Annotated in this window: 19 protein-coding genes; 15 read left to right on the forward strand and 4 right to left on the reverse strand. The window is 68.6% G+C overall.

Features of this window, described 5'->3' with window-relative positions:
- Positions 1–7: 7 nt before the first annotated feature.
- From ETAA1_RS19690 to ETAA1_RS19720, 7 genes are all read left to right on the forward strand, one after another.
- Positions 8–1246, forward strand: coding sequence for a type II secretion system F family protein (locus ETAA1_RS19690; RefSeq protein ID WP_145241451.1), 1239 nt, complete (start codon positions 8–10; stop codon positions 1244–1246).
- 68 nt (positions 1247–1314) lie between these two features.
- A complete protein-coding gene (locus tag ETAA1_RS19695) occupies positions 1315–2238 on the forward strand; it encodes a type II secretion system protein (protein WP_145241452.1) in 924 nt (307 codons plus the stop codon).
- Between the two features lie 20 nt (positions 2239–2258).
- Positions 2259–3230 (forward strand): prepilin-type N-terminal cleavage/methylation domain-containing protein, encoded by a 972-nt coding sequence (locus ETAA1_RS19700; protein ID WP_145241454.1) that lies wholly within the window; start codon positions 2259–2261, stop codon positions 3228–3230.
- 5 nt (positions 3231–3235) lie between these two features.
- Positions 3236–4366, forward strand: coding sequence for a prepilin-type N-terminal cleavage/methylation domain-containing protein (locus tag ETAA1_RS19705; RefSeq protein ID WP_145241456.1), 1131 nt, complete (start codon positions 3236–3238; stop codon positions 4364–4366).
- Positions 4367–4398: 32 nt separating this feature from the next.
- Positions 4399–5562 carry a type II secretion system protein gene (locus ETAA1_RS19710; protein ID WP_145241458.1) on the forward strand — a complete coding sequence of 388 codons (1164 nt, stop codon included), beginning with the start codon at positions 4399–4401 and terminating at the stop codon, positions 5560–5562.
- A 50-nt stretch (positions 5563–5612) separates the two neighbouring features.
- On the forward strand, positions 5613–6932 hold the full coding sequence (locus ETAA1_RS19715; protein WP_145241460.1) for a type II secretion system protein: 1320 nt from the start codon (positions 5613–5615) through the stop codon (positions 6930–6932).
- A gap of 70 nt (positions 6933–7002) precedes the next feature.
- Positions 7003–12066 (forward strand): hypothetical protein, encoded by a 5064-nt coding sequence (locus tag ETAA1_RS19720; protein WP_145241461.1) that lies wholly within the window; start codon positions 7003–7005, stop codon positions 12064–12066.
- Between the two features lie 65 nt (positions 12067–12131).
- On the opposite strand, the gene ETAA1_RS19725 is transcribed toward ETAA1_RS19720, so the two are convergent.
- Entirely contained in the window at positions 12132–13055 is a 924-nt protein-coding gene (locus ETAA1_RS19725) for an isoaspartyl peptidase/L-asparaginase (protein ID WP_145241463.1), read from the reverse strand.
- A 190-nt stretch (positions 13056–13245) separates the two neighbouring features.
- On the opposite strand from ETAA1_RS19725, the gene ETAA1_RS19730 reads away from it, so the two are divergent.
- The 6 genes from ETAA1_RS19730 to hemH all read left to right on the forward strand — a co-directional run bounded on the left by ETAA1_RS19730 (position 13246) and on the right by hemH (position 17169).
- A complete protein-coding gene (locus tag ETAA1_RS19730; protein WP_145241465.1) occupies positions 13246–13524 on the forward strand; it encodes a glycine-rich domain-containing protein in 279 nt (92 codons plus the stop codon).
- Positions 13525–13911: 387 nt separating this feature from the next.
- Positions 13912–14634, forward strand: a complete 723-nt coding sequence (locus ETAA1_RS19740; protein ID WP_145241469.1) for a hypothetical protein — start codon at positions 13912–13914, stop codon at positions 14632–14634.
- Between the two features lie 28 nt (positions 14635–14662).
- On the forward strand, positions 14663–15151 hold the full coding sequence (locus ETAA1_RS32200) for a hypothetical protein (RefSeq protein WP_202920271.1): 489 nt from the start codon (positions 14663–14665) through the stop codon (positions 15149–15151).
- A gap of 13 nt (positions 15152–15164) precedes the next feature.
- Positions 15165–15578 (forward strand): Mov34/MPN/PAD-1 family protein, encoded by a 414-nt coding sequence (locus ETAA1_RS19745; protein WP_202920272.1) that lies wholly within the window; start codon positions 15165–15167, stop codon positions 15576–15578.
- Positions 15579–15740: 162 nt separating this feature from the next.
- Positions 15741–16049: a 4Fe-4S dicluster domain-containing protein gene (locus ETAA1_RS19750; protein ID WP_145241473.1), complete on the forward strand. Its 309-nt coding sequence runs from the start codon at positions 15741–15743 to the stop codon at positions 16047–16049.
- 151 nt (positions 16050–16200) lie between these two features.
- The gene (hemH, locus tag ETAA1_RS19755) at positions 16201–17169 is read left to right on the forward strand and encodes a ferrochelatase (protein WP_145241475.1); all 969 of its coding nucleotides are present in this window, start codon (positions 16201–16203) and stop codon (positions 17167–17169) included.
- A 3-nt stretch (positions 17170–17172) separates the two neighbouring features.
- Here hemH and ETAA1_RS19760 read toward each other — a convergent pair whose 3' ends face one another.
- Positions 17173–17991, reverse strand: coding sequence for a vWA domain-containing protein (locus ETAA1_RS19760; RefSeq protein ID WP_145241477.1), 819 nt, complete (start codon positions 17989–17991; stop codon positions 17173–17175).
- 128 nt (positions 17992–18119) lie between these two features.
- Between ETAA1_RS19760 and ETAA1_RS19765 the strand changes: the two genes are divergently transcribed.
- Both ETAA1_RS19765 and ETAA1_RS19770 read left to right on the forward strand, forming a co-directional pair.
- Positions 18120–18557, forward strand: coding sequence for a hypothetical protein (locus tag ETAA1_RS19765; RefSeq protein ID WP_145241479.1), 438 nt, complete (start codon positions 18120–18122; stop codon positions 18555–18557).
- A 222-nt stretch (positions 18558–18779) separates the two neighbouring features.
- Positions 18780–20555 carry a serine/threonine-protein kinase gene (locus tag ETAA1_RS19770; protein ID WP_202920273.1) on the forward strand — a complete coding sequence of 592 codons (1776 nt, stop codon included), beginning with the start codon at positions 18780–18782 and terminating at the stop codon, positions 20553–20555.
- Here the strand turns inward: ETAA1_RS19770 and ETAA1_RS19775 are convergent.
- Together ETAA1_RS19775 and ETAA1_RS19780 are read right to left on the reverse strand one after the other, a co-directional pair.
- Positions 20549–21544, reverse strand: coding sequence for an ABC transporter permease (locus ETAA1_RS19775; RefSeq protein ID WP_145241483.1), 996 nt, complete (start codon positions 21542–21544; stop codon positions 20549–20551). The genes ETAA1_RS19770 and ETAA1_RS19775 overlap by 7 nt on opposite strands.
- Positions 21541–22311 carry an ABC transporter ATP-binding protein gene (locus tag ETAA1_RS19780; protein ID WP_145241485.1) on the reverse strand — a complete coding sequence of 257 codons (771 nt, stop codon included), beginning with the start codon at positions 22309–22311 and terminating at the stop codon, positions 21541–21543. Before ETAA1_RS19780 ends, ETAA1_RS19775 begins: the two co-directional genes overlap by 4 nt.
- Positions 22312–22429: the final 118 nt, after the last annotated feature.

The raw sequence follows: 22429 nt of genomic DNA on the forward strand, positions 1-22429 counted from the left end.
GGCGGCAATGCCGACTTTCAAGTACGAAGCGATGGACACCTCCGGGGCGGAGGTGAAGGACTCGATCGAGGCGACGAACGAGGAGGAGGCGTCGCAGAAGATCAAGGCCAAGGGCTACTTCGTCACCAAGCTCACGGCCACCGACAAGGGGAAGAAGGGGAAGAAGAAAGCCAAGACCGGCAAGAGCCGCAAGACGTTCACCATCGGCGGCGTCTCGTCGAAGGCGCTCGTCACCTTCACCCGCCAGCTCTCGACGCTCCAGGACGCCGGCCTCCCGGTCCTCCGGTCGCTCCGCATCCTCGAGCGGCAGATGAAGCCGTCGGTGCTGAAGAACGCGCTCATCGACGTGGTCGAGGACGTGGAGAGCGGCTCCAGCCTGTCCGAGGCGCTCGGCCGGCACCCGAAGGTGTTCAGCCGGCTGTACGTCAACATGGTCCGCGCCGGTGAGGCCGGCGGTGCGCTCGAAGTGATTCTGCAGCGCCTGGCCGAGTTCCTCGAAAAGGGGCAGACGCTCAAGCGGAAAGTCGTCGGGGCGATGGTGTACCCCGCGGTCGTGATCTTCGTCGCGGTGGCGATCCTCACCTTCATCATGGTGGCGATCATCCCCAAGTTTAAGAAGATTTTCGACGAGTTCGGGCTGACCCTGCCGTGGGCCACCCAGACGCTCATCAAGGTGAGCACCTGGATGAGCGACTACTGGTGGACGATCCCGATGTTCCCCCTGAGCGTGTACCTGCTCATCAAGCTGATCCGCCTCAGCCGGGCCGGGACCTACGCCCTCGACCGAGCCTTACTCTGGGTGCCCATCCTCGGCGACCTGATCGAGAAGACGATCGTGTCGCGCACCATGCGCACGCTCGGCACGCTCATCAGCTCGGGCGTGCCGATCCTGGAGGCCATCAACATCGTGAAGGAGACGGCCAACAACGCCGTCTTCGAGCGGATGTTCCAGCGGGTGCTGGAGAGCATCCGCGAGGGCGAGACGATCGCCGACCCGCTCCGCGAGAGCCGCCTCGTGGACGACATGGTGACGAACATGGTCGAGGTCGGCGAGGAGACCGGCGACCTGGACACGATGCTGTACAAGGTGGCGGACTTCTACGACGAGCTCGTGGACACGCTGGTGAAGTCGCTGATCTCGCTGCTGGAGCCGATCATGATCGTGTTCCTCGGCTTCACCATCGGGGCCATCGTGATCTCGCTGTTCCTGCCGCTGATCAAGCTGCTCGAGGGGTTGAGCAAGTAACGGGGCCGCGCCGGCGGGGGTGAGCTACAGTTCGGCTCCCCCCCGCCCCATCCGCACAAGGAGATGCCATGATCCGGCACGCCGCCCCCCGCCGGGGCTTCACGATGATCGAACTACTGGTCGTGATCGCAATCATCGCGATTCTGGCCGGCCTACTCGTCGTCGTCATCGGGAAAGTCAGTCGCACGGCCAAGACCGCCGAGACGGCTGCCGACATCGGCCAGATCGCCAGTGCGATCAGCACGTACAAGTCGAAGATGAACGTCGGCTACATCCCGTCGTGTGGGGCCGGCGGCACCGGTGGCGGCCTGTTCCGGCTGCGGAGCCTGTACGCCGGGAACGAGCCCGAGGCGGTGTACCTGAAGCAGGTGTGGCCGCAGTTGCCGGGTTGCACGGGGGTGAAAGGCGAGAGCACCGGTCTGCCTGACGCCGACCTCGATTGTAATCAGACGCTTGTTTTCTTCCTGACCGGCGGCGACGTGACCGAGTTCCAGGGTTTCTCGACGAACAGGACGAATCCGTTCACCAAGGTGGCCGTCGGCTCCACCGAGAGCCGCATCGGGCCGTTCTTGACGTTCAAGGCGAACCGCTACGCCCCGGGCACCGCTGTGACTGGAGCGGACAAGAGATTCTCCTCGCTGCTCGACACGTTCGGCTCGCCGTTCGCGTACTTCGCGTTCAACCCGTACGTGAATACGTACAAGGCGCCGCACCCCACGACCGGGGCGTACACCGTTGACCAGGGGTTCGCGTTCAACGGCACGACGGTCATGCCGTACATCCTGAACAACAAATACCTGGAGCCGAAGGGCTTCCAGATCATTTCGGCCGGCGACAACGGCAAGGACGACCAGACCACGCCGGGCACCTTCGGCTTCGGGTCTGGCGGTACGGCGTGGACGCCTGGTGCCGGTGAGTATGCCGAGGGGATGCGTGGTGCCGACGACATCGCCAACTTCAACGGCAACGGCAAGCTGATCACCCAGAACTGACCCGGACCGGAGGAACACCCATGCGCCGCGGACAGCGCCGGGCCGGCCGGGCCGGCTTCACCCTGGTCGAACTGCTGGTCGTCATCGCCATCCTGGCGCTGCTGGCCGCGCTCGTCGCGGCCGGCATCGGCAAGGTGCGCGAGGGCGCCCAGAGCAGCGTGACCACGCAGACGCTCGTGAAGCTGCAGAAGGCCATCGACAACCAGTGGCGGGTGACCTGCGACAAGTGCCGCGACGACCGGCGGACCTTCGCCACGCCGAACAAGCAGCCGGACTTCGTGAAGATGGTGACGATCTGCGACAACGACGTGGACCGGGCCGAGGCGCTGTGGATGTTCCTGAACCTCCGCCGCGAGATGCCCGAGAGCTTCGCCGAGGCCCGGTCCGACGTGACGCTCACCGGCAACGGCGTGACGGTCACAATTCCGAGGTCGTCGGCGTTCAAGGAGATCCAGAACAACCTCACGGCCGGCGGACAGCCTGAAGAGGAGTCGGCGGCACTGCTGTACATCATCCTCGGCAAGGGCGCCCGAGGGGCGAACTTCTCCATCGACGACGCCATGCAGGGGGCGCAGACCTCGCTCAACTTCAGCAACGGGCTGTCGCTGCCGGCGTTCAAGGACGGGTTCAGTAACTACGTCGCGTTCAAGCGATTCTACCAGAGCCCCGAGTTGAACTCGCCCGAGTACAGCCGCGGCCGCAACACCGCGATGCTCCAGAAGGGCGTGGACCCGATGGACGACCCGCTCGACGACCGCGGCAAACTCAAGCTCTGGGCTAACACGACGGTCAAGACGGCGGCCGTGGCGGCAGTCTTTAATCCCGTCAACCTTCAGACGTTCGACGGCCGGAACCGCATCGCCACGCCGATCTCGGCCGGGCCGGACAGTCGGGATCAGACGGACGGCCAGAAGCACCTGGCGTTCCGCCCGCCGAACGACAACGACAACACGTACGGCTACCGGGTCCTCCGCGACGGGAACAAGGAGTAGCGACCATGACGCGGCACCGCTCCGGCCGCCGGGCCGGCTTCACGCTCGTCGAGCTGCTGGTGGCAATCGCCATCATCGTCGTGCTGGCCGCGATCAGCGCCGCCGTCCTCCCGTCGATCGTGGAGCAGGACCGCACGACGGACGCGGCGGCGACGATCCGCCAGCACCTGATGATCGCCAAGGCTCGCGCCACCCGCGAGAGCAACGGCCGCGGCGTCCGGTTCATCCTGGACAGCGGCCTGAGCGACCCGTCCCGGCTGTCGGGCGTGGACGCCAGCGGGTTCGTGTACGGCGCGCTGCTGAGCACCGAGATGCAGTACATCGAGGCCGCCCCGACCATCGTGCCCAACCCGCTCGGGTTGACGACACGAGACCCGGTCACGGGGTTGGATCCGGCTTACGTCGAGTTCGACCCGACCACGAGCGCCTGCACGCTGTTCAACCTCGACCCGCTGTCCGAGGCGATCCTGGTGATGCAGAACGACCTGGCCGCCCGGTGGTTCCCGAAGCTGTACTGCCCGGTACTCGGGCCGGACGCCTTCGGCCGCACCCAGCGCTTCGAGATCCACCGGCTGACGCAGCAGGGCAGTTCGAGGAACTGGACGGTGGTGCTGGACCGCCAGCCGCACAGCCTGATCGGGGCCGGCACCACGGAGCGCGTGTACCGGTTCGCCATTGAGCCGCGGTCGCGGGCGCTGCTCGGCGAGCCGAACATCCCGCTCCCGAAGAACGTGTGCGTGGACCTGAACCAGTTCGTGAGCCTCCCCGGGGCGCGGGTGGTGAACGGCCAGCCGATCGACTTCGAGGTCATGTTCGCGCCGAGCGGGCAGGTCGTGGACCCGGTCTCGGCCGGGCAGATCTACCTCTGGGTGCGCGACTATACGAAGACGAACCCCACGACCGGCAAGCCGCTGGACATGCGGCCGGCGTTGCCGAACGCGGGCAACCTCGCCGCGGCGTTCGACTACGGGAACCAGTTCCAGTTCGAGATCGGCGGCGACCAGCAGCTGGTGGCGATCAAGGCCAAGACCGGGGCCATGGGCGTGTTTCCGGTGAACTGGCCGAACGCCACCGGCATCTACGCCACCACACCCGGGCCGTACACGCTGGCGGCCAAGGACTCGAGCTCCCCGTGACCCTCGCCCCGACCGTGCGACCGGAGACATCCATGAGCCGCCGACCCGGGCTGTCGCTGACCGAGGTACTGGTCGCCCTGTTCATCATGGGCATCGGCACGATCGCCGTGCTCACGCTGTTCCCGCTGGGCGCGTTGAACATGGCGCAGGCCTTCCGGGACGACCGCTGCACGCAGGGCGCGGCGCAGGCCGACGCATTCCTCCGCAGTTACGTCCGCGAGCGGATCGACACCGGCCGACTGACGCCCGCGCCGCCGGGTGGCGAGGGCTTCTACGAGGCGCTGACCAGCCCCGACCAGAAGAAGACGTTCAGCAACTACTTCGTGGGCGACGACAGTGGCGGCAGCATCAGCTACCCGGTGCTGATCGACCCGATCGGGTTCAAAGCCCGTGGCGGCACCACTGACGCAGGCGGCGTGCAAGCGACCAACACCTGGTTCGGCGCCGACAACGGCTTCGGCGACGGAATCACAACTCCCCATACGACCGCCCTGAGCCGTCGCACGCTCCGGTCGGTCCTCGCCCAACCGGTCGGCAACCAGCAGGCGCTGGCCATCCGCATCTGCTCCCTGCTCGACGGCCTCGGGTACGAAACGACCGGCCTGCCGGCGACCGTGGGCGGCACGATTGACCGCGACGGGCGCTACAACTGGATGTGGCTCGTACAGCGGCACTCCGGTACCGCGACCTCACCGGTGACGGTGACGGTGGTGGTGTTCGACAAGCGCGCCCCCGGCTACGCCCCGACCGGCGTGCCGCTGGAGACGGTGTGGAATCCGACCTACGCCGTGCCGGAGGTGCCGAGCTTGCTGCAGCGCGGCGAGACCAAGTTGCAGTTCGCCGGCTCCTACGCGACCAACACGCTGCCGAACGTGCAGCGAGGCGGCTGGCTACTGGACTCCAGCATCGCCCTCATCAACCGGCCGCCCACGGGCGCCCCGGTGGTAGTGCCGTTCCGCTCGACGGGCAACCCGCCGGCCGGTGCGCAGATGTGGATTCGGAACGCGAACTTCTACCGCGTCGTGAGCGTGACCGAGACCCCGACGGGGATCGACGTGGAGTTGGAGACGCCCCTGAAGACCGACACGGGCTGGAAGACGAACGACCCGCAGTTGCCCCTGTCGGAACGCCGCTTCACGTACTTCAGCGGCGTGGCCGAGGTGTTCGTGCGCGACCGCCCGCTCGACCTGAACTGACCCGCACCCCGACCCCGGCCGCCGCCCCGGCCCCGACCCGCGAGGGGATCATGCTGACCACCGCCGCCCGCCGTGCCCGCCCCGGCTTCACCCTGGTGGAGTTGCTGGTCGCCGCCGCCGTGTGCGTGCTCATCATGGCCGTGATGGCGACCGCCTTTTCGCTCGGCATCGACACCGTCCGGCACATGAAGAGTTCCGGCGACATGATGGACCAACTCCGCGGCGCCGGCGTGGCCCTGAAGACCGACCTGGCCGCCAACCACCTGCTCGACGCAGACGGTACGCCGAAGAAGCTCAGTAGCATCCGGGCCGACCAGACGAAGATTAAGGACAACGGCACCGGCGTGACGCCGCGCTACACCTTCGAGAACGGATACGAGTGGAAGTGCCCGACGAACGGCTTCTTCCGCATCTGCAGCACGCCGATCACGTACCAGACAGACGCCTCGGGGAACCCGCTGCCCGACGCGGATCAGCTCAGTGCCGGCACGGGCGTGGCCACCACGCACTACCTGCACTTCACGAGCATCCTGAGCGGCAACTCGGACGACGAGTACTTCCGCGCGGCGGTGCCGGCGAACGGCCAGACGTACCACTCGATCGCGGCCGAGGTGGCGTGGTTCCTGGAGCCTATGGGCGCGAGCGTCGGCGGCGGCCCGACCCTCCACCGCCTGATCCGGCGGCAGCGGCTGGCCGCACTCAGCGACACCGACCGCCGCGACCGCCCGTGGCCGAACATCCCCGACGAGGCGGTCCTGAGCCTCCGCCGCCCGAACCAGACGACGACGTACCTCAGCACGCTGGCCGAGCTGACGAACCCGTCGAACCGGCTCGGCGGTACCAAGTGGACGTCGGCGACGAACCAGGTCGGCCCGGGGTACGCGTTCCAGGGCACGCCGCCACAGGATGACATCCTGGCGCCAATGGCGTCGCGGCCCGGCGAGGACACGGTGCTGTCGAACGTCATCTCGTTCGAGGTGCAGGTTCACTGGACGCCGTCGAGCTTCACCAAGGCGGACAACGACCTGCTGCCGTACGGGCCGACCGACCCGACCGTGAAGCCGAACCGCTACCCGGACGACTTCAACCCGACGCCCGCGAAGGGCGAGACGCGGAAGACCGACCACCCGTTCGACACGCTGCCGCGAGTGCTGCCGACGTGGACGAACGGCGGGCTGGCCGGGACTCACACCTACGACAGCTGGACCAACGACCCCAGCCTGGACTGGACAACGAATTACGACCCGGCCACGCCGGACGCGAAGCGGCCGCCGCTGGTCATCACCGTGCGGGCCGTACAGGTCCGCATCCGGGTGTGGGACCAGAAAATGCAGGCCGGCCGTCAGATCACGTTCGTCCAGGACCTGTAACCGCCCCGGGCCGCGCCCGGCCCGCCACCCGTACCGTCGCCCGACCGCCCAGGCCACCGGAGCCGCCGCCATGTATCGGCCGACCACCGCTCGCCGCCGGCCCGCCGCCCGCCGCGGCGCCATCCTCGTCGTCGTGCTCGCCCTTCTGACGATCTTCGCCGTGGTGGGCATCGCGTTCGTCTTCTACTCAGACGGCGAGATGGTCGCCGCCCGCTACGCGAAGGAGGCCGAGAACCGCAACGGGCAGATGACGCCCACGCCGCCGGCGTTCGACGACGACGCCGAGCTGGCGCTGTCCTCCGTCATCTTCGGGGCGTCGCCGACCGACCCGACGGCCCAGGTCACGAACTCGCTCCGCGGGCACGACCTGCTCGGCGGCATGTACGGCACCCACGGCTGGCGACAGGACAGCCCCACCACGAAGCAGTTGAACCCGCCGTACAGCGGCGCCGGCCTCATGCACGAGGACCTGACCAAGACGACCGTCACCACCCTCGGCGCCGTCTCGGACCGCGCCCGCGTGGTGAACAACACGGCGATGAACGTCGGCGGCGCGTACTACGTCGTGGACCCCGAGATCAGCGACGGCCCGCGCGAGATCGCCAAGACGCAGCCGAGCGACCCGACCAACAACGCGACGATGACGGGCAAGAAGTACGTGCCGAAGAACGCGCCGTACACGTACCCCGACCTGAACAACCTGTACCTGGCAAGCGTCAGCCCGGCCACCGGCGACGTGATGGTGCCGTCGTACTTCCGGCCCTGGGCGTTCAACGACCGGCCGGCCACGCTGAACGGCCAGAAGACGCCCGCACCCGCCCCGCTCGGCGGCCGCCTCGCCCCGTGGAACCCGTCCGACCCTGTCCTCGTCGCCAACACCGACTGGGTGACGGCCGAGGGCCGCGCCAAGATCCTGCGCCCGCGGCCGATCGACCAGCTGACCCCGGCCGAACTCACCGCTGCCTGGGGGAAGGCGTGGGTTCCGACCGTGGCCGAGTACGGCGCCGCCGGGTTCAACGCCGTCGGGCTTTACAACAAGATCGACGAGAAGGTTCGTGACGGCTCGATCATCGGCTACCCGCGCCCGAACGCCGACAACAGCACCACCGGCGACGTGTTCAGCTCGATCGGCAACGTCGGCGTGCAGAAGAACGACAGCATCCTGATCGATTTCGGGGCCACCGCGTTCGAGTGGCCGAAGGGGAGCGGCAAGATGGTCAAGCCGCTGGCCGCGGTTCTCGTCACCGACACCGACGGGTTCCTGAACGTCAACGCCCACGGTAACGTCCGCGACGCCGGCAACCACGCCTCGTACCACGGGTTCGGCCCGTGGGAGATCAACCTGGAGTCGGCGACGGCGAACAAGGGCGAGGCCAGCACGATTGTGTCGGCCCGGTACGGCAAGTGGGGCTCGCCCGGGGCGCGAAACGCCGTCCTCAAGACGGCCACCGAGGCCGCGTTCGACCGCTCCTCCCGGCGGCTCGGGCAGTACGGCCAGGTGAACTGGGACTCGACCGGCGCGCTCGCCATGGGCGTCAGCAAGGCGGTGCTGGTGCCGTCGTTCACGGCCGGGGCCAACCCGTTCGCCGTGTCGCCGAACTACGCGGCCGGGTTCTTCGACGACAACACCGACATCAAGAAGGCACAGAATCACCCGTCGCTGTACAACCCGGCCGACTGGTCGGCGTTCTCCGAGGGGCAGTCGCTCAACCCGCTCCCGAACGGCGGCACCACGACGATGCCGTACGGGTACACGTACCCGCACACCGAAACCCGCCGCCTCCGCCAGCGGTACGCCGGCGAGCTTGACCTGTACCAGCAGACGACGTTCCACAAGCTGGCCGGCGCGCCGAGCGGCACGCTGGTCGGGTCGTTCCCGGCCGGGGCGACGTACCGGCAGGACCCGGCCCACCCGCGGCGGATGTTGTTCACGTCGCTGAGCGCCGGTCTCGACCTGCCAGGCACCATGCCGCAGGGGCAGAACACCGGAACCCAGTTCGGGTTCAAGACTCCCGGCGCGTACCCGCCGGCGACACTGCCGGCGCCGGCGCACGCGTCGAACAGTGGGCTGGTGTCGTCGCAGTCGTGGGCCTACGGCGGCCTCGGCGGCGTGAACCTCAACCGCCCGCTGGCCGACTACCGCGACAAGACGAACGCGCCGCTGTCGTCCACGAACATCACCGCCACGAGCGCCAACAAGGCGTGGGCTGACCGGCAGAATATGGCCCGCGACGTCTTCGTCCGGCTCGTGTTCGGCGTCGGCGCCAGCGGCGTCAGCATCGACACCGACCCCACGTCGAAGGACTACGGCAAGGTGTCGCTGCCGACGGAGACGACCACGACCGACAGCTACAACGGCCTCCGCTACCTGGCCCAGCTGGCAGCGAACGTCGTGGACTACATCGACGGCGACGACATCTCGACCGTGTTCGTGTGGAACCCGGCCACCTCTGGCACGGACTCGACGAACAACGTGCTCGGCTACGTGACCGATGCTAACGTCGCCAGCATCGCCGCCGCCTCGATGACCGACCCGACCAGGTTCGGCGAGCGCGTCGTGTTCGGCGTCGAGGTGCCGCGGTTGGTCATCAACGAGGTCTACTCGGAGATCGTGGACGACCCGAACGGCCCAAAGGGCAAGGGCAAGGGCAAGGGTCAGGGTAAGGGCTCGGACGACGACGGCATCGTCCGCTTCTGGGTCGAGTTGATGAACCCGACATCGCCGGCGATCCCGACGGGGGCGCCGGACGGCGTCCTCGGCACCGGCAAGGTGGTGATCAAGGACTTCGCCACGCCCGGTGTGGTGCCGTACAAGCTGACCATCGCCCGCGGCAAGAAGGGGGGCAAGACCCTCGCCGACGACATCCGGTACAACCCGGCCAACGTCGCCGGAGCCATCCCCGCCGGCGACCAGGACATCGACTACACCTTCAGTGACGCCACCGACGGCACCGGCATGACGCCAAAGAACGCCGAGGTGGAGCCGAACAACGGGCTCTACGACCCGGCCGGGAACGCCGCCCAGGGCGTCGTCGTGGTCGGCTCCGAAGTGAAGAGCGCCCCGACGACCACGGAGTTCGATCCGAAGAACATCAAGCCGGCGCCGCCCGCGTGGGCCAACGGCATGATCGTGGCTCCGGCCCTTCAGTACGTCATTCCGAACGCCCAGTTGAACAGTGTCGATCTGAAGAATCCGGCAGACGAGTACCGCCGGCACGTCGTCCTCCTCCGCCGGCTGGCCAACCCGTACCTGCCGGAGAACACGGCGACGAACCCGTACGTCACCGTCGACTCGTCGGACTGGGTGCCGGCGAACAACGCGCTCTTCAGCGGCAATGGGGCCGGTCCGGGTCTCGGCGGCGTACTGATCACCGATCGCGTCGCGCTCGGCCGCGTGCAGCCGTACTCCGGCCACGCCTACCCGGACGACATCGCGGCAGCCGCGCTGCTGACCTACTCGTTCCCGACATCGATGAGCCTGTACCAGGCCCCGACGACGGCCGCGATGACCGAGCCCAAGCACACCCTCGGCCGGCACAACGGCACGGGCGCCACCGCGCCGGCGGCGGCGACGTACACGCCCGCCACGATTCCGCCCGCCGCGGCCGCGCCGGCGAAACTGACCGACACCGTGATGGCCCCCTACGACTGGCTCGTCCACCTGGACCGGTCGCTCGTCAGCCAGATGGAGTTGCTCACGCTCCAGGCCGGGAAGCCGCACGAAGTGACGTACTACTTCCTCCAGCCCCCGACGGCGACGAACGAGAGCATTCGCAAGCAGGTCGGCTTCGCCCCCTGGTTCGGGGTGGCTCCCGAAGGCGCAACGGCCCCCCAGATCGGGGGCCACCCGTACACCCTCCTCGGCCGCTCGGCCGTGGACATGGGGGGCCGGTCGAACAACGGCCTCGTCCGCGGCCTGGAGTACCTGCGGGTGAAGCCGTGGACCTACGGCGTGCCGGCCGGCGGCCGCTTCCACGGCAAGCTGAACGTGAACACGACTCAGGACATTCGCGTCTGGAACGCCCTGTCCGACCCGCAGGAGCCGCGGAAGGTTCAGGAGTTCACGCAGGCCGACTCGGACAAACTGTGGACGAGTCTGTTTACGTCGCCGACCACTGGCGGTACCCCGGGCAGCGGCGTCCGCACGTACACCTCTCAGCAGTTGACAGACGCCATCAGCCAGAAGTGGACGGTGCCGGCGCCGGGCGAGACGGTGGACGACGCCGACCCTTACATCGACCCGGAGGCGAAGAACTACAACGCCCGGCTGGCGTCGCTGGACCGGCCGTTCAAGCCGTTCGGCGGCGTCGACGCGGCCCGCCCGCCGGCGGCCGGGATGTGGACTCCGCCGATGATCGCCCCCGGCGGGGCCGGCTTGCAGGACACCATCTTCCGGGCCGACCCCACACTGATGACGGTGACGGGCCAGCCGCGGCTCTACGGCTCGACGGCCCACCCGTACCTGGACGCCGAGTTGACTCGGAAGATCGCCAACAACACCACGACGGTGAGCAACATCTTTACCGTCCACCTCACCATCGTGTACCACCAGGTGCGGGTGGGCAATGACGAGCAGGTGCAAGTCCTGGAAAACGACGGCACCACTGTTTCGACGAAGCTCCGCAACCGGATCGGAGCGGAAGCGTTCCGCGAGGTGCCCGGCGACATGCGGCAGCAGTACATGGCGGTGGTGGATCGGTCGAGCGCCGTCGTGAAGCCTGACACGAACTACACCGGCCAGACGCTGCAAAACATCCCGTACTACGTCGCACTGGACGCGAACGTGAACAAGGGTGACACCGACTTCACGATTACTAACGGGACGGCGAACGGCACGAACTCGGTGCTCGTGTACGCCGACGGCAACCTGATGGAGATTCGGCCCGGCGATACGATCGTGGTCGGCAGCGGGGTCGAGGCCGAGTTGGTGACCGTGAGTAGCATCCCGTCAGCGGGCACGCTTCGGCTCGGAGCTGGTGGCTTCGCTCGGCCGCACCCGGCCGGGACGGTGGTAACGAATGCGGCGTTCGGCAGGCCGACGCAGCCCGGGTCGTTGTTCAACCCGATCAAGGCGCCGGACACCTTCCGGCGGAACTACCCGCTGCTCATCCCGACGGCCACCCGGGTGCGGTAGTCGTTCTGTCGAGTCGAAACCGAACGCCCGGGGTAGTTGTCCCCGGGCGTTCGGCATTGGTGCTATTAAGCGGTCGGCGGCACTTCCTTCGCCCGCAGCATCTCCACGCGGCCGTCGCGGCCTACGGCGTACACGAAGTCGGCGCGGCTGGTACACGCCGCCCCCGGCACGCCCTGCCGGTCCAGCGCCAGGAACGCTACCTGCGCCGGGTGCACACCGCGGCGGGCGGCGGCGGCGTTGACGCGCCGGCAGGCCAGCTCACACGCCTCCTGCGCCGACTTCCCGGACCGCATCTGCTCGACCACGAACAGGCTGCCGCCGATGCGGATGATCTCTTCGCCGACGCCGGTCGCGCCCGCGGCGCCGGCCTGGTCGTCGACGTACAGCCCGGCCCCGATGATCGGGGAATCCCCCACGCGGCCCGGCAACTTATAGGCCAGGCCGCTGGTGGTGCACACGCCGCCGAGGTTGCCGCGCTGGTCGTGTGCCAGCACCGTCACGGTGTCGTGATTCCCCTCGTCCACCTGCTGCGGGGGGGCGGGGCCGTCCTTCTTCGGGGGCGGGGGCGCGGGCCGGCGGTTCGGGTGCTTCTCCTCCCACTCGCGCATCGCGGCCACGGTGTACGGGTACTCCAGCGGGAACCCCTCCTGCAGCGCGAACCACTTCGCCCCCTCGCCGACGAGGAGGATGTGCGGCGTCTTCTCCATGACGCGGCGGGCGACCGCGGCCGGGTGGCGGACGTGTTCGAGCCCGGCGACGGCGCCGCACGACAGGGTGCGGCCGTCCATCACACAGGCGTCGAGCGTCAGCCGGCCGATGCGGTCCGGGAGGCTGCCGAAGCCGACGGACGTGCGGCTGGCGGTGTCGTCCTCGACGGCCTGCGCCCCGGCGAGGGCGGCATCGAGTGCAGCCTCCCCTTTGATGAGCCGGGCGAGTCCCGTCTCGACGGCCAATTTCCCGAAGGGCCAGGTGGCGATGATGGTGGGCATGCGGTGGTTCTGGGGTTCGGAGTTTCGTGTTACGGCCCTGGATAGCGTACCAGCCTGCGCTAGGCGGCGGAACCACTCGATCAAACACGAATCACGAAACTCTGCCCCGGCCTTGATCTCGTCTTCACCCACGACCCCAGGCCGCGGACGAAGTACCCTGTAGAGCCGACCCAGACACCCACGGTGCCCCATGACGCCAGACCGTGCCGCGCTCCTCGCTCGGGTCGAAGCCTTTGACATCGGCGGCCCGACTAACCCTGCCCTCCCCTTCGCTGCACGGCTGGCGCGCGAGCACGGCTGGAGCCGGCCCTACGAAGACCGCGTGCTCCACGAATACAAGCGGTTCGCGTTCCTAGCCGCGGCCGGGTTCGGGCCGGTGTGCCCGTCCGAGGACGTTGACGCGGCGTGGCACCTCCACCTGACCTACATCCGCAGTTACTGGACGCGGTTCTGCGGCGAGGTGCACTGACGCGGCGAGGCGAGGCGGCGCTGCACCGGACGCGGGACCGGCACTGGAACCTGAGCGAGAAGGTACCCGCTGGGGCCGACGTGGGGTTGGCGGTAGCCCTGTTCGGGACGGTCGTACTGACGGGCACAGCCCACGACTTCCTACGGTCGTGGTACCCACGGCAAGCGCATTCCAGGTCGAGCGGCGGTTGCGGCTCGGGCTGTGGCGCGGGTGGAAACGGCGGCTGTGGCGTGGGCGACGGCGGAGACGGGGGATGTGGCGGCTGCGGCGGTGGGGGCTGTGGTGGCGGTGGTGGCGATTGAGCCGACGGGCGTTTGACCGCGGTCGAATCGGGTGCTACGGGTTGAGGTGGGCGACGAACCGCCCGCTCGCCCGAGACCGCCGCCGATGCCCTTGTCCCCGACATCCGACCCGAACCCGTCCATCCCGGCGACGCGCCGCAGGGTGTGGGCTGCGCCGGCTCTCCGCTCGCACGGCCTCATCGTCCTCACCGCCGACCAACTCGTTCTCTCGCCCGACCGCGGACCGCCCCGCCCCGAGGTGCGGGCGGCTGCCGAACTCGGCGACGACCTGGACGAACTGTTCGGCCCGCTGGCGACGACAATCGAGCTACGGAGCGTTGGGCGGGCGACGCTCGACCTGCTGCGGAACGCGGTCACGCTGGCCTATGCCGGCCCCGCGGGCACGACCCGGGTGCGGATCGAGTTCGATGCCGCCGACGCGGCCGATTCCTGTTTCACGAAACTCTGGCGTCGCATGGGCCAGGACTGCGTGCTCCGCCCCTACCGCCGCGAAGGGTGGGCACTGGCCGCAGCCCCGCTCGGGCTACTGGCAGCCGTGCTGCTTCTGACCGCGGTACTCACCTTGACCGTGAGCTCGTTCGACGAAAACGCTCACGACCGCCCGACGGGGGTGGTGAGCATTCCCGCCGCGGGCAGCCTCGGCAACCCGGGCGACGCCGCGATGTCACCGTTGGAGCAGTGGATCGGCTGGATGGACTGGCGGGTGATCTGCGGCTTCGGCGGTGCGGCCGCGGCGGGGACACAAGTGTGGTTGTACCGCCGGCTCACGGCACCGCCGCGGGCGCTGGTCGTGGTTCGCAGTTCGTAGGCCGGCTCCGTTTCGCGCGAGGACGACGATGCGGCGTGAAGACTGTGTGGACCTGTTCGGCAAGATTCCGCAGGTGTACCACCCCCAGATCAACCTGATCCTGCGCGGGCAGGGGATGATCACGGTGGACGTGGTCATCCGGTTCGAGTCGCACTACGTCGTGCTCCGGGGCCGCGAGCAGGGTTCGACCGACGAGGGGCGGGCGTTCTTCGTCCCCTACGAAGAGATCGCCTACTTCCGGCTCGAGCGCGTGGTAAAGCTCGGCGAGATCAAGTCGATGTACGGGGAGAGCGGGTTCGTGGACGCGGAGGACGCTCTGCTCGCGGCGGCCGACAAGCCGGACGCCGACCCCGCTGCGGAGACGTCGGCCGGCGACGCGTCGAAGACCCCGCCGCCGATGGCGACGCCGCTCGGCCCGACCGACCCCGGCGCGATCGCCCGGCAGAACCTGCTCGAGCGCATCCGCGCCGCCCGCGCCAACGTCGGCGGCGCGACCGGCCGGGTGGGCGGCCGGTAAACTTACTCTCGCCGTGTCGCCGCTCCGCATTCCCGCCGAGGTTCTCGCCGCCGTCGTGGCGCACGCCCGCGCCGAGGCGCCGTACGAGTGCTGCGGCCTTCTCGCCGGCTCGCCCGATGGTCGCGTCGGGCTGCACTTCCCGATCCGCAACGACCTCGCCAGCCCAACCGAGTATTTGACGAACGCCCACGACCTGCTCGCGGCGGCGAAGGCCGTCCGCTCGGCGGGGGCCGAGGTGCTGGCGATCTACCACTCGCACCCGACTTCCGCCCCGGTCCCGAGCACGAGAGACGTGGCCGGTAACCACTGGGGCGACTCCGTCGTCCACCTGATCGTCGGCCTCGCCGGCCCGGAGCCGGACCTTCGGGCTTGGCACATCACCGAGGGCGGGTACGAACAGGCCGAGTGGATTCTTGCCGGCCGGTGACCGGCTGGACGGCTGCTCGAGGCGCGGAAGTCGGAAAAAAACCTCGGAGCAGGACTGGCGTCGGAGCGATTCCGTTGGCATAACGGGATAAACGCCCGTCCGCGCACGTCAGGCCGCGGGCGGGCCGTGGCCCCGAAGCCCTGAGCCCGGAGGTTCCCGCTAGTGCCGCACGTCGTCACCGCCAACTGCAACGACTGCAAGTACACCGACTGCTGCGTCGTCTGTCCGGTGGAGTGCTTCTACCAGGACGAGAAGATGCTCTACATCGACCCGGCGGACTGCATCGACTGCGAGGCGTGCGTCCCCGAGTGCCCGGTCGAGGCCATCTACTCCGAGCCGAACGTGCCCGGGCAGTGGCAGAGCTACATCCAGCTGAACGCCGACAAGAGCGCCGCCCTCAAGGGCTCCGGCGGCCACATCACCGAGAAGGCCGACCCGCTCGAGGGGCCGGACTGCTCGGCGAAGAAGTAGTGGCCGGCGGCGAGTGGTTAGTGTCCAGTGCGACGCAGCGGCTCCGGTATCACCGGGGCCGCTGTCTTTTTCGTTGCAGCGGCCCCTACCATCTCCTTAGCGACGTCGTGGTCCCAACTGCCCGCTGTCCTCTGACCGCTGTCCACTACTCATGACTGGCCTCCTCCTCGTCCAGCTCGGCACCCCGGACGCCCCCACCTACCGCGGGCTGTTCCCGTACCTCCGCCAGTTCCTCTCCGACCGCCGCGTCATCGAGGTGCCGCGGCCGGTGTGGGTCCCGCTGCTGTACGGGTTCATCCTGCCGTTCCGCAGCGGAGCCTCGGCCGCGAAGTACCGCCGCATCTGGAGCCCCGACACCGGCTCGCCGTTGATGCACTACACGACCCGCCAGGCGGCGTTACTGCAGGAACACTTTCCCGACACGCCTGTCCGCTTCGGCATGATGGTCGGCAACCCGTCGGTCCGCGATGCGGTGAGGCAGATGATCGAGTCCGGGGTGGATCGGCTCGTGGCGCTGCCGATGTTCCCGCAGTACTCGGCGACCACGTCCGCCAGCGCGACCGACGCCCTTTTCGGGGCGTTGATGAAGGAGCGCCGCGTACCCGCGGTCCGTGTCGTGCCGCCGTACTACGACCACCCGGCGTACGTCGACGCAGTCGTCACGAACCTCCGCGACGACATCGCCGGCCTCGGCTGGGAGCCGGAGCACGTCGTCATCAGCTTCCACGGCATTCCGCAGAAGTACGCCCAAAAGGGCGACCCGTACGCGACGCACGTCGTTCGCACGACACAGGCGCTGGTGAAGCGGATGGGCTGGTCGCGGAGCTACTGGACGCAGACGTACCAGTCGCGATTCGGCAAGTCTCCGTGGCTCAAGCCCTACACGGACGACGTACTCGAACGCCTGGCCAAGCGGGGTGTGCGGCGCGTCTACGTGCTGCTGCCCGGGTTCACGGCCGACTGCCTGGAAACGATCGACGAGATTGGGCACGAGAGCCGCGAGGTCTTCCTCCACGCGGGCGGCGAGATGCTGCACAACGGCCGCTGCCTCAACGACCACCCGCGCTGGATTGAGGCGATGGCCCGAATCGTCCGCGACGAAGCGGCCGGCTGGATGTGACCGTCAGCGGAACTCGACGGGAGCAGCGACGCCGTTCGGCCCGACTCGTGCCGTGACAAGCGTCACCGGCTTCCTCACCCGCCGCAACTGGGTGCGGACCGCAGCCGTCGGTAGGTCGTAGGCGTCGGTGAACCAAACGACGAAATCCGGCATCTGGTCGAGGGCGAGTCGCAATCCGGCGAGGTGGTCACCCCTTCCAGCCGGTGAGCAGGTCGCGAGCCGGGTAAGCGTAACGACCTCAGCACTCGCGGCGTAGACCACAACTTTCACGTCCACAGTCGCTGGTTGAGCCGCGGTAGTTGCGGCGAGTACGTCACGGGCCGCGCTGAACTTCCCCCACTCGCCCATGCTGCCGGACGCATCGAGGAGGTAGACGACACGCTGGCCCGCGGTCAGCGTGCCGTGAACCGGTCGGGTGACGGCCGCCGCGGGTCGAACACCCGGGTCTGAGATCGGTCCCGGAGCGGGAGCGACGCGGCGAACGTGCGCCAGCACGGAGTCCGGCAGCGCCGACGGCACGTACGTCATGCGCGGAGCACAGCGGGTAGATATACCTTCCTTGGCAACGGGTACATCTTGCGACTCGGCAATCGTGGGCACCTCGACCGGTGCTACCAACTCGGCGTCCGCCAGCACCGTCATTTGCACCTGAACCGGCACCTCGGGGATCGGCTCGGCGCCGATCCGCACACACGTGTCGAGAGCCGGCCGCGCAGTCGGCGGAAGCTCGCCCGGTGTCGAGAACGACACAAGGGCGACGATCGTGGCGTGTATCGCGACCGACGCGGCTACCGCCCAACTTGCCCGGCTTCGCACACGCATCGGCATCCCTCCCACCGGCCCGATACCGGCCCTCGGCCCGATCCGCAAGAGCCCACTGGTTGGGGTTGCGGGTTCCGTCCGCCGTCGGCATGGTCCGTAGGCTTCACACAGATCGGAAAGGAGTCCGCATGTCACGTCGGACACTCCCGCGGGCCGTCGTCGCCGGCCTGCTCGTCGCCGCCCTCGGCGGCCCCGTCGCCGGCAAGGCGCCGAATCCGTGGCGCGGCGAAAGCACGACGCTGCCGACCGCGCCCGCCCCGCGCCCCGTCATGAAGCCGACACGACAACTGATCATCGGGATCGGGATCAACAGCACGAGTGGCCTGACTGGGAGCGTCGAGGTCCGCGGGTTGTCGCGTGCGGAACCGGTCGAGAGTGCCCCGATGCCCCTCCGCGTCGAGCATCGCTCGCGGCCCGTCGCGCTCCCGCCTTTGCCCGAGACAACGCCCGCCCTGCCGACAATCACCTCCTCGGGGGTCGTCCCGGCAGGTTACGTCCGGGTGCCGGAGTACATGCCCCCGCCGAAGCCGCTTCCGGTGCGGGCCATCCCCCCGGCGGCGCCGTGAGTCGTTGCGGGCGCGGGGTGGCGGGCGTAGCATCTTCCACGCCCACCCACCCGTGCCCGGTTCGCGATGACGCACGACCCGCTCGCCGATACCCGGCCTCACCCGCCGGCGGCGAACCCGAGTGACTCTTCCACCGCCCCACGGCCGGGCCACGACCCACACGTCCCTGCAAGCCCGCTCCCCGCCACTGCTCCCTGCGACCACTCGGTCCGTCCGAGCGTGGTGGACCTTCCGAACGCCGGGATGGTGGTCGGCGAGTTCGAACTGTGCCTGGAACTCGGCCGCGGGGCATTCGGGCGCGTGTTCCTGGCCGACCAGAAGGGGCTGAACCGTCGCGTGGCGCTGAAGGTGTCGCTCGGCCGCGAGATGACGGCCGAAGAGGGGAAGTCGCTCGGCGGCCTCGAGCACGACCACATCGTCAAGGTGTACTCGTCGTTCGCACCACCCGGCACCAACTGGCACTGTCTGTGTCTGCAGTACGTGCCCGGTACCGACCTCCGTGGCGTCATCACACGCCTGCACCGTGACGGGGCTCCGCTCTCGGGGCAGGACATTCTCGATGCCGTAGACGATGCGGGACGGAAAGACGCGGGGTTCGATCCGGCCGCACTCCGGGACCGCGAGGCGCTGTCGGCCGACGACTTCGCACAGGCCGTGTGTCGCCTCGGCGGCCGGCTCGCGGAGGCGCTGGCGTTTGCCCACGGCCGCGGAGTATTGCACTGCGACGTGAAGCCGGCGAACATCCTCGTCACGCCCTACGGCCGGCCGATGCTCGCCGACTTCAACGTCGCCTTCGACCGGGCGAAAGTCGGCCGCGGTGTCGGCGGGACGGAGGCGTACATGGCCCCCGAGCACCTCGCCGCGTCCGAGGCCGGCGCCGCCGGCACGGTCGACGAGCGGTGCGACATCTTTTCACTCGGCGTCGTGCTGCACGAACTGGCGACCGGTTTGCGTCCCGACCAGCAGCCTGCTACCGACGCCCTCGCCGCCCTTCCCCAAGAAGTCGCTCAGGTGATCCGCTGTTGCCTGGAGCCCGACCCGGCGGCGCGGTACTCCAGTGCCGGCGCGCTGGCCGGAGCCCTCGCGGGGGCATGGCACCTGCTCGCGGCGCGGCGGGCGATGCCGAAGCCCGGTCAGTTCGGCCGCTGGGTCGTAGCCAACCCGGTGTGGGCGCTGGCCCTCGCCGGCCTGGTGCCGCACCTCGCGGGGTCGGTCGTGAACATCAGCTACAACGCGGTTCAGATTGACCTGACGAAGCCGCAGGAAGCCGCATTCAACGCACTCGTTATAGGGTACAACGCCGTCGTCTACCCGGCGTGTGCGGCGTACCTGTTCCTGCTCTTGCGCCGCATCGGCAATGGCATCCGGGCGCTACCTGCGTCTCGCGTCGCGGCAGCCGACGGGCTCCGCCGGCGCTGCCGACACCTCGGCTGGGTGGCAATCGGCCTCGGCTGCGTCGGCTGGTTTCCGGGGGCCGTCCTCTTCCCCCTCGGCATCGATCTGGCGACCAGGGGCACAGCACCGATCGAGCCGGACAAGCGACTCGCTCTCTACGGTCACTTCGCCGTTTCGTTCGTGCTGTCCGGGCTGATCGGCATTGTGTTCAGCTTTCTCAGCGTGATGTACGTGCTACTCCGGGCCGTGTTCCCGATCGCGGGTAACCCGGACACGTATCGCCCCGGTCAGGTCGGCGCCGAACTCCGGCCACTGGCCTGGTGGTTTGGTCCGTTCGTCCTACTGGCTAGCGCCGTGCCGCTGACCGGGGCGATGATGCTCGTCAGCCTCAGTGACGACCGGATGACTCTGGCGTTCCGCCTACTCGTGGTCGGGCTGATCGGCTTCGGTGTCGTCGCGGTCGGGATGGCCGAGCGGTTGACGCGCCGCATCGCCCGCCTGGCCGCGGTATGGGAGGTGGAGACGGACCCGGAAACGCCTGCTCAGGTGCCGTGGGACTCGCGGCGGTCGAGCACAGCGGTCCGCGCCGCACCGCGTCAGTAGTCCATGTGCCGGAACTCATACCCGGCGACCGCCAGGGCGGCTGCAGCAAACACCAGCGAGGTGAGGACTGCCATCTCCGGGTGATATGTACCGCGGGCCTTCGCCGCAGCCAGTTCCGGGATCGGGCTGGCGTACTCCTCGGCCTTCATCGCGTCGAAGAAAATACCGCCCATGTCCAGCGGTTTCGGCAGCGTCCAGTACCCGGCTTGAACCAGAACGCTCGCGGCCCGCGTCGAGCCGGGCACCGGGTCGGACGCGAGTTTGTGGTGGGTGAAGTTCATCGCCCAGCAGAGGAGCCAGAACAGGAGCGTGCCGAAGACGCTGACGACGGTACTCCGGGTACAGACAGCCAGCAGTGCGCTGACGGCGTAAAACACGGCAAAGTTCACGACCAGGAGCGGAACCGCGACCCAGTACGTGCCCTCCCAGACGCCCGTCGCCGCGCCGGTGGCGAGCCACGTCGCCCCGACGAACATCGTCGACTGCAGCGCGACGAACAGCACCACCCCGATGTACTTGCCGGCCAGCACCGCCCAGCGCGGGGCCGGCTTGGCGAGGAGGACGGTAACCGCCGCGGGTTCGAGGAACGTGGGCAGAAAGCCCGCCGTCCACAGCAGCGCCAGCAGTACGCCGACGGTGTCGGCTACAATTCCGGCGAGCCACACGAGGATCACGCGGACCGCGTCGGACTTGTTCTTCGTGATCGGGTACTCGAACAGGCCGAATCCGAGCGTCACCTTGCCGTCCGCGACGCGGACCCCCTCGGCGACCACCTCGGGTGTCTTCTCCCCTTTCGGCAGGTACGTCGGCAACTCGGCCGGATGGCGGGGTCGTTCCGTGGCCGCCTCGACGGTGAGACTGAAGCAGAAGGCCGCGCACAACAGCGTGAGGCCGAGCATGGCCCAGAACAGCTTCGTAGCGACCGACTGGCGAAAGGTGTCTCGGACCATCCAGCGGACGGTGCGGATCGCGTCCGGGTACTGGGTCACGCCGCTCCCCCCTTGTCGTGCTGCTCGTACAGCGGCCGCAGCGCCCCTTCGAGCGCCCGGTCCTTCCCCACCTTCGCGTCCTTCAGCAACTCTGACAGCGGCCCTTCGTGGACGACTCTGCCAGCGACAAGGACCGCGATTCGGTCGCACAATTCCTGCACTTCAGGGAGGACGTGCGACACCAACAACACCGTCTTCCCGGCGGACTTGAACTCGCGGACGACTTCGCGGAGGAGTTGCCGGCCTCCCAGGTCGAGCCCCTCAGTCGGCTCGTCGAGGACGAGCAGGTCGGGGTCGTTGACGAGCGCCTGGGCCAACCCGAGCCGCTGAACCATCCCCTTGCTGAACCGGGCGATTGGCTCGGACTTCCGGTCCGCGAGACCGACCCGCGCCAGCAGATTCTCGACCCGGCCGTCCAGTTCGGCGGACGGGACGCCCGACAGCCCGCCGTAGAACGCCAGCAATTCGGCCGCGGTCAGGTAGCGCGGGAAGGCGTGATTCTCGTGCATGTAGCCGACGCGCCCGAGCGTGCCGCGGTGGTCGAGTGGCTGCCCGAGCCTCGTCACCGTGCCCGCGGTCGGTGCGGACAGCGACAACAGCAGCTTGACGAGGGTCGTTTTCCCCGCGCGGTTCGGGCCGAGGAGGCCGAAGACGCCGCCGGCGGGAACTGTCAGTGTGACTCCGCGGACGGCCGCCACACCGCCACGGCCGAACGGGCCGGTCTTGTACGTCTTCTCGACCTTTTCGAAGGTGGCGGCGGTTGTCAACGCTGGCCCCCGGTGTTGCCGGACGTTAACACTCTAGCTCACGATCGGAACCGGGCACGCCCCAGAAACGGGAAAGCCCGGGGAGAGTCGTCCCCGGGCTCGCCGCAACGCTCCACGC

Source organism: Urbifossiella limnaea (genome assembly GCF_007747215.1).
GTDB lineage: Bacteria > Planctomycetota > Planctomycetia > Gemmatales > Gemmataceae > Urbifossiella > Urbifossiella limnaea.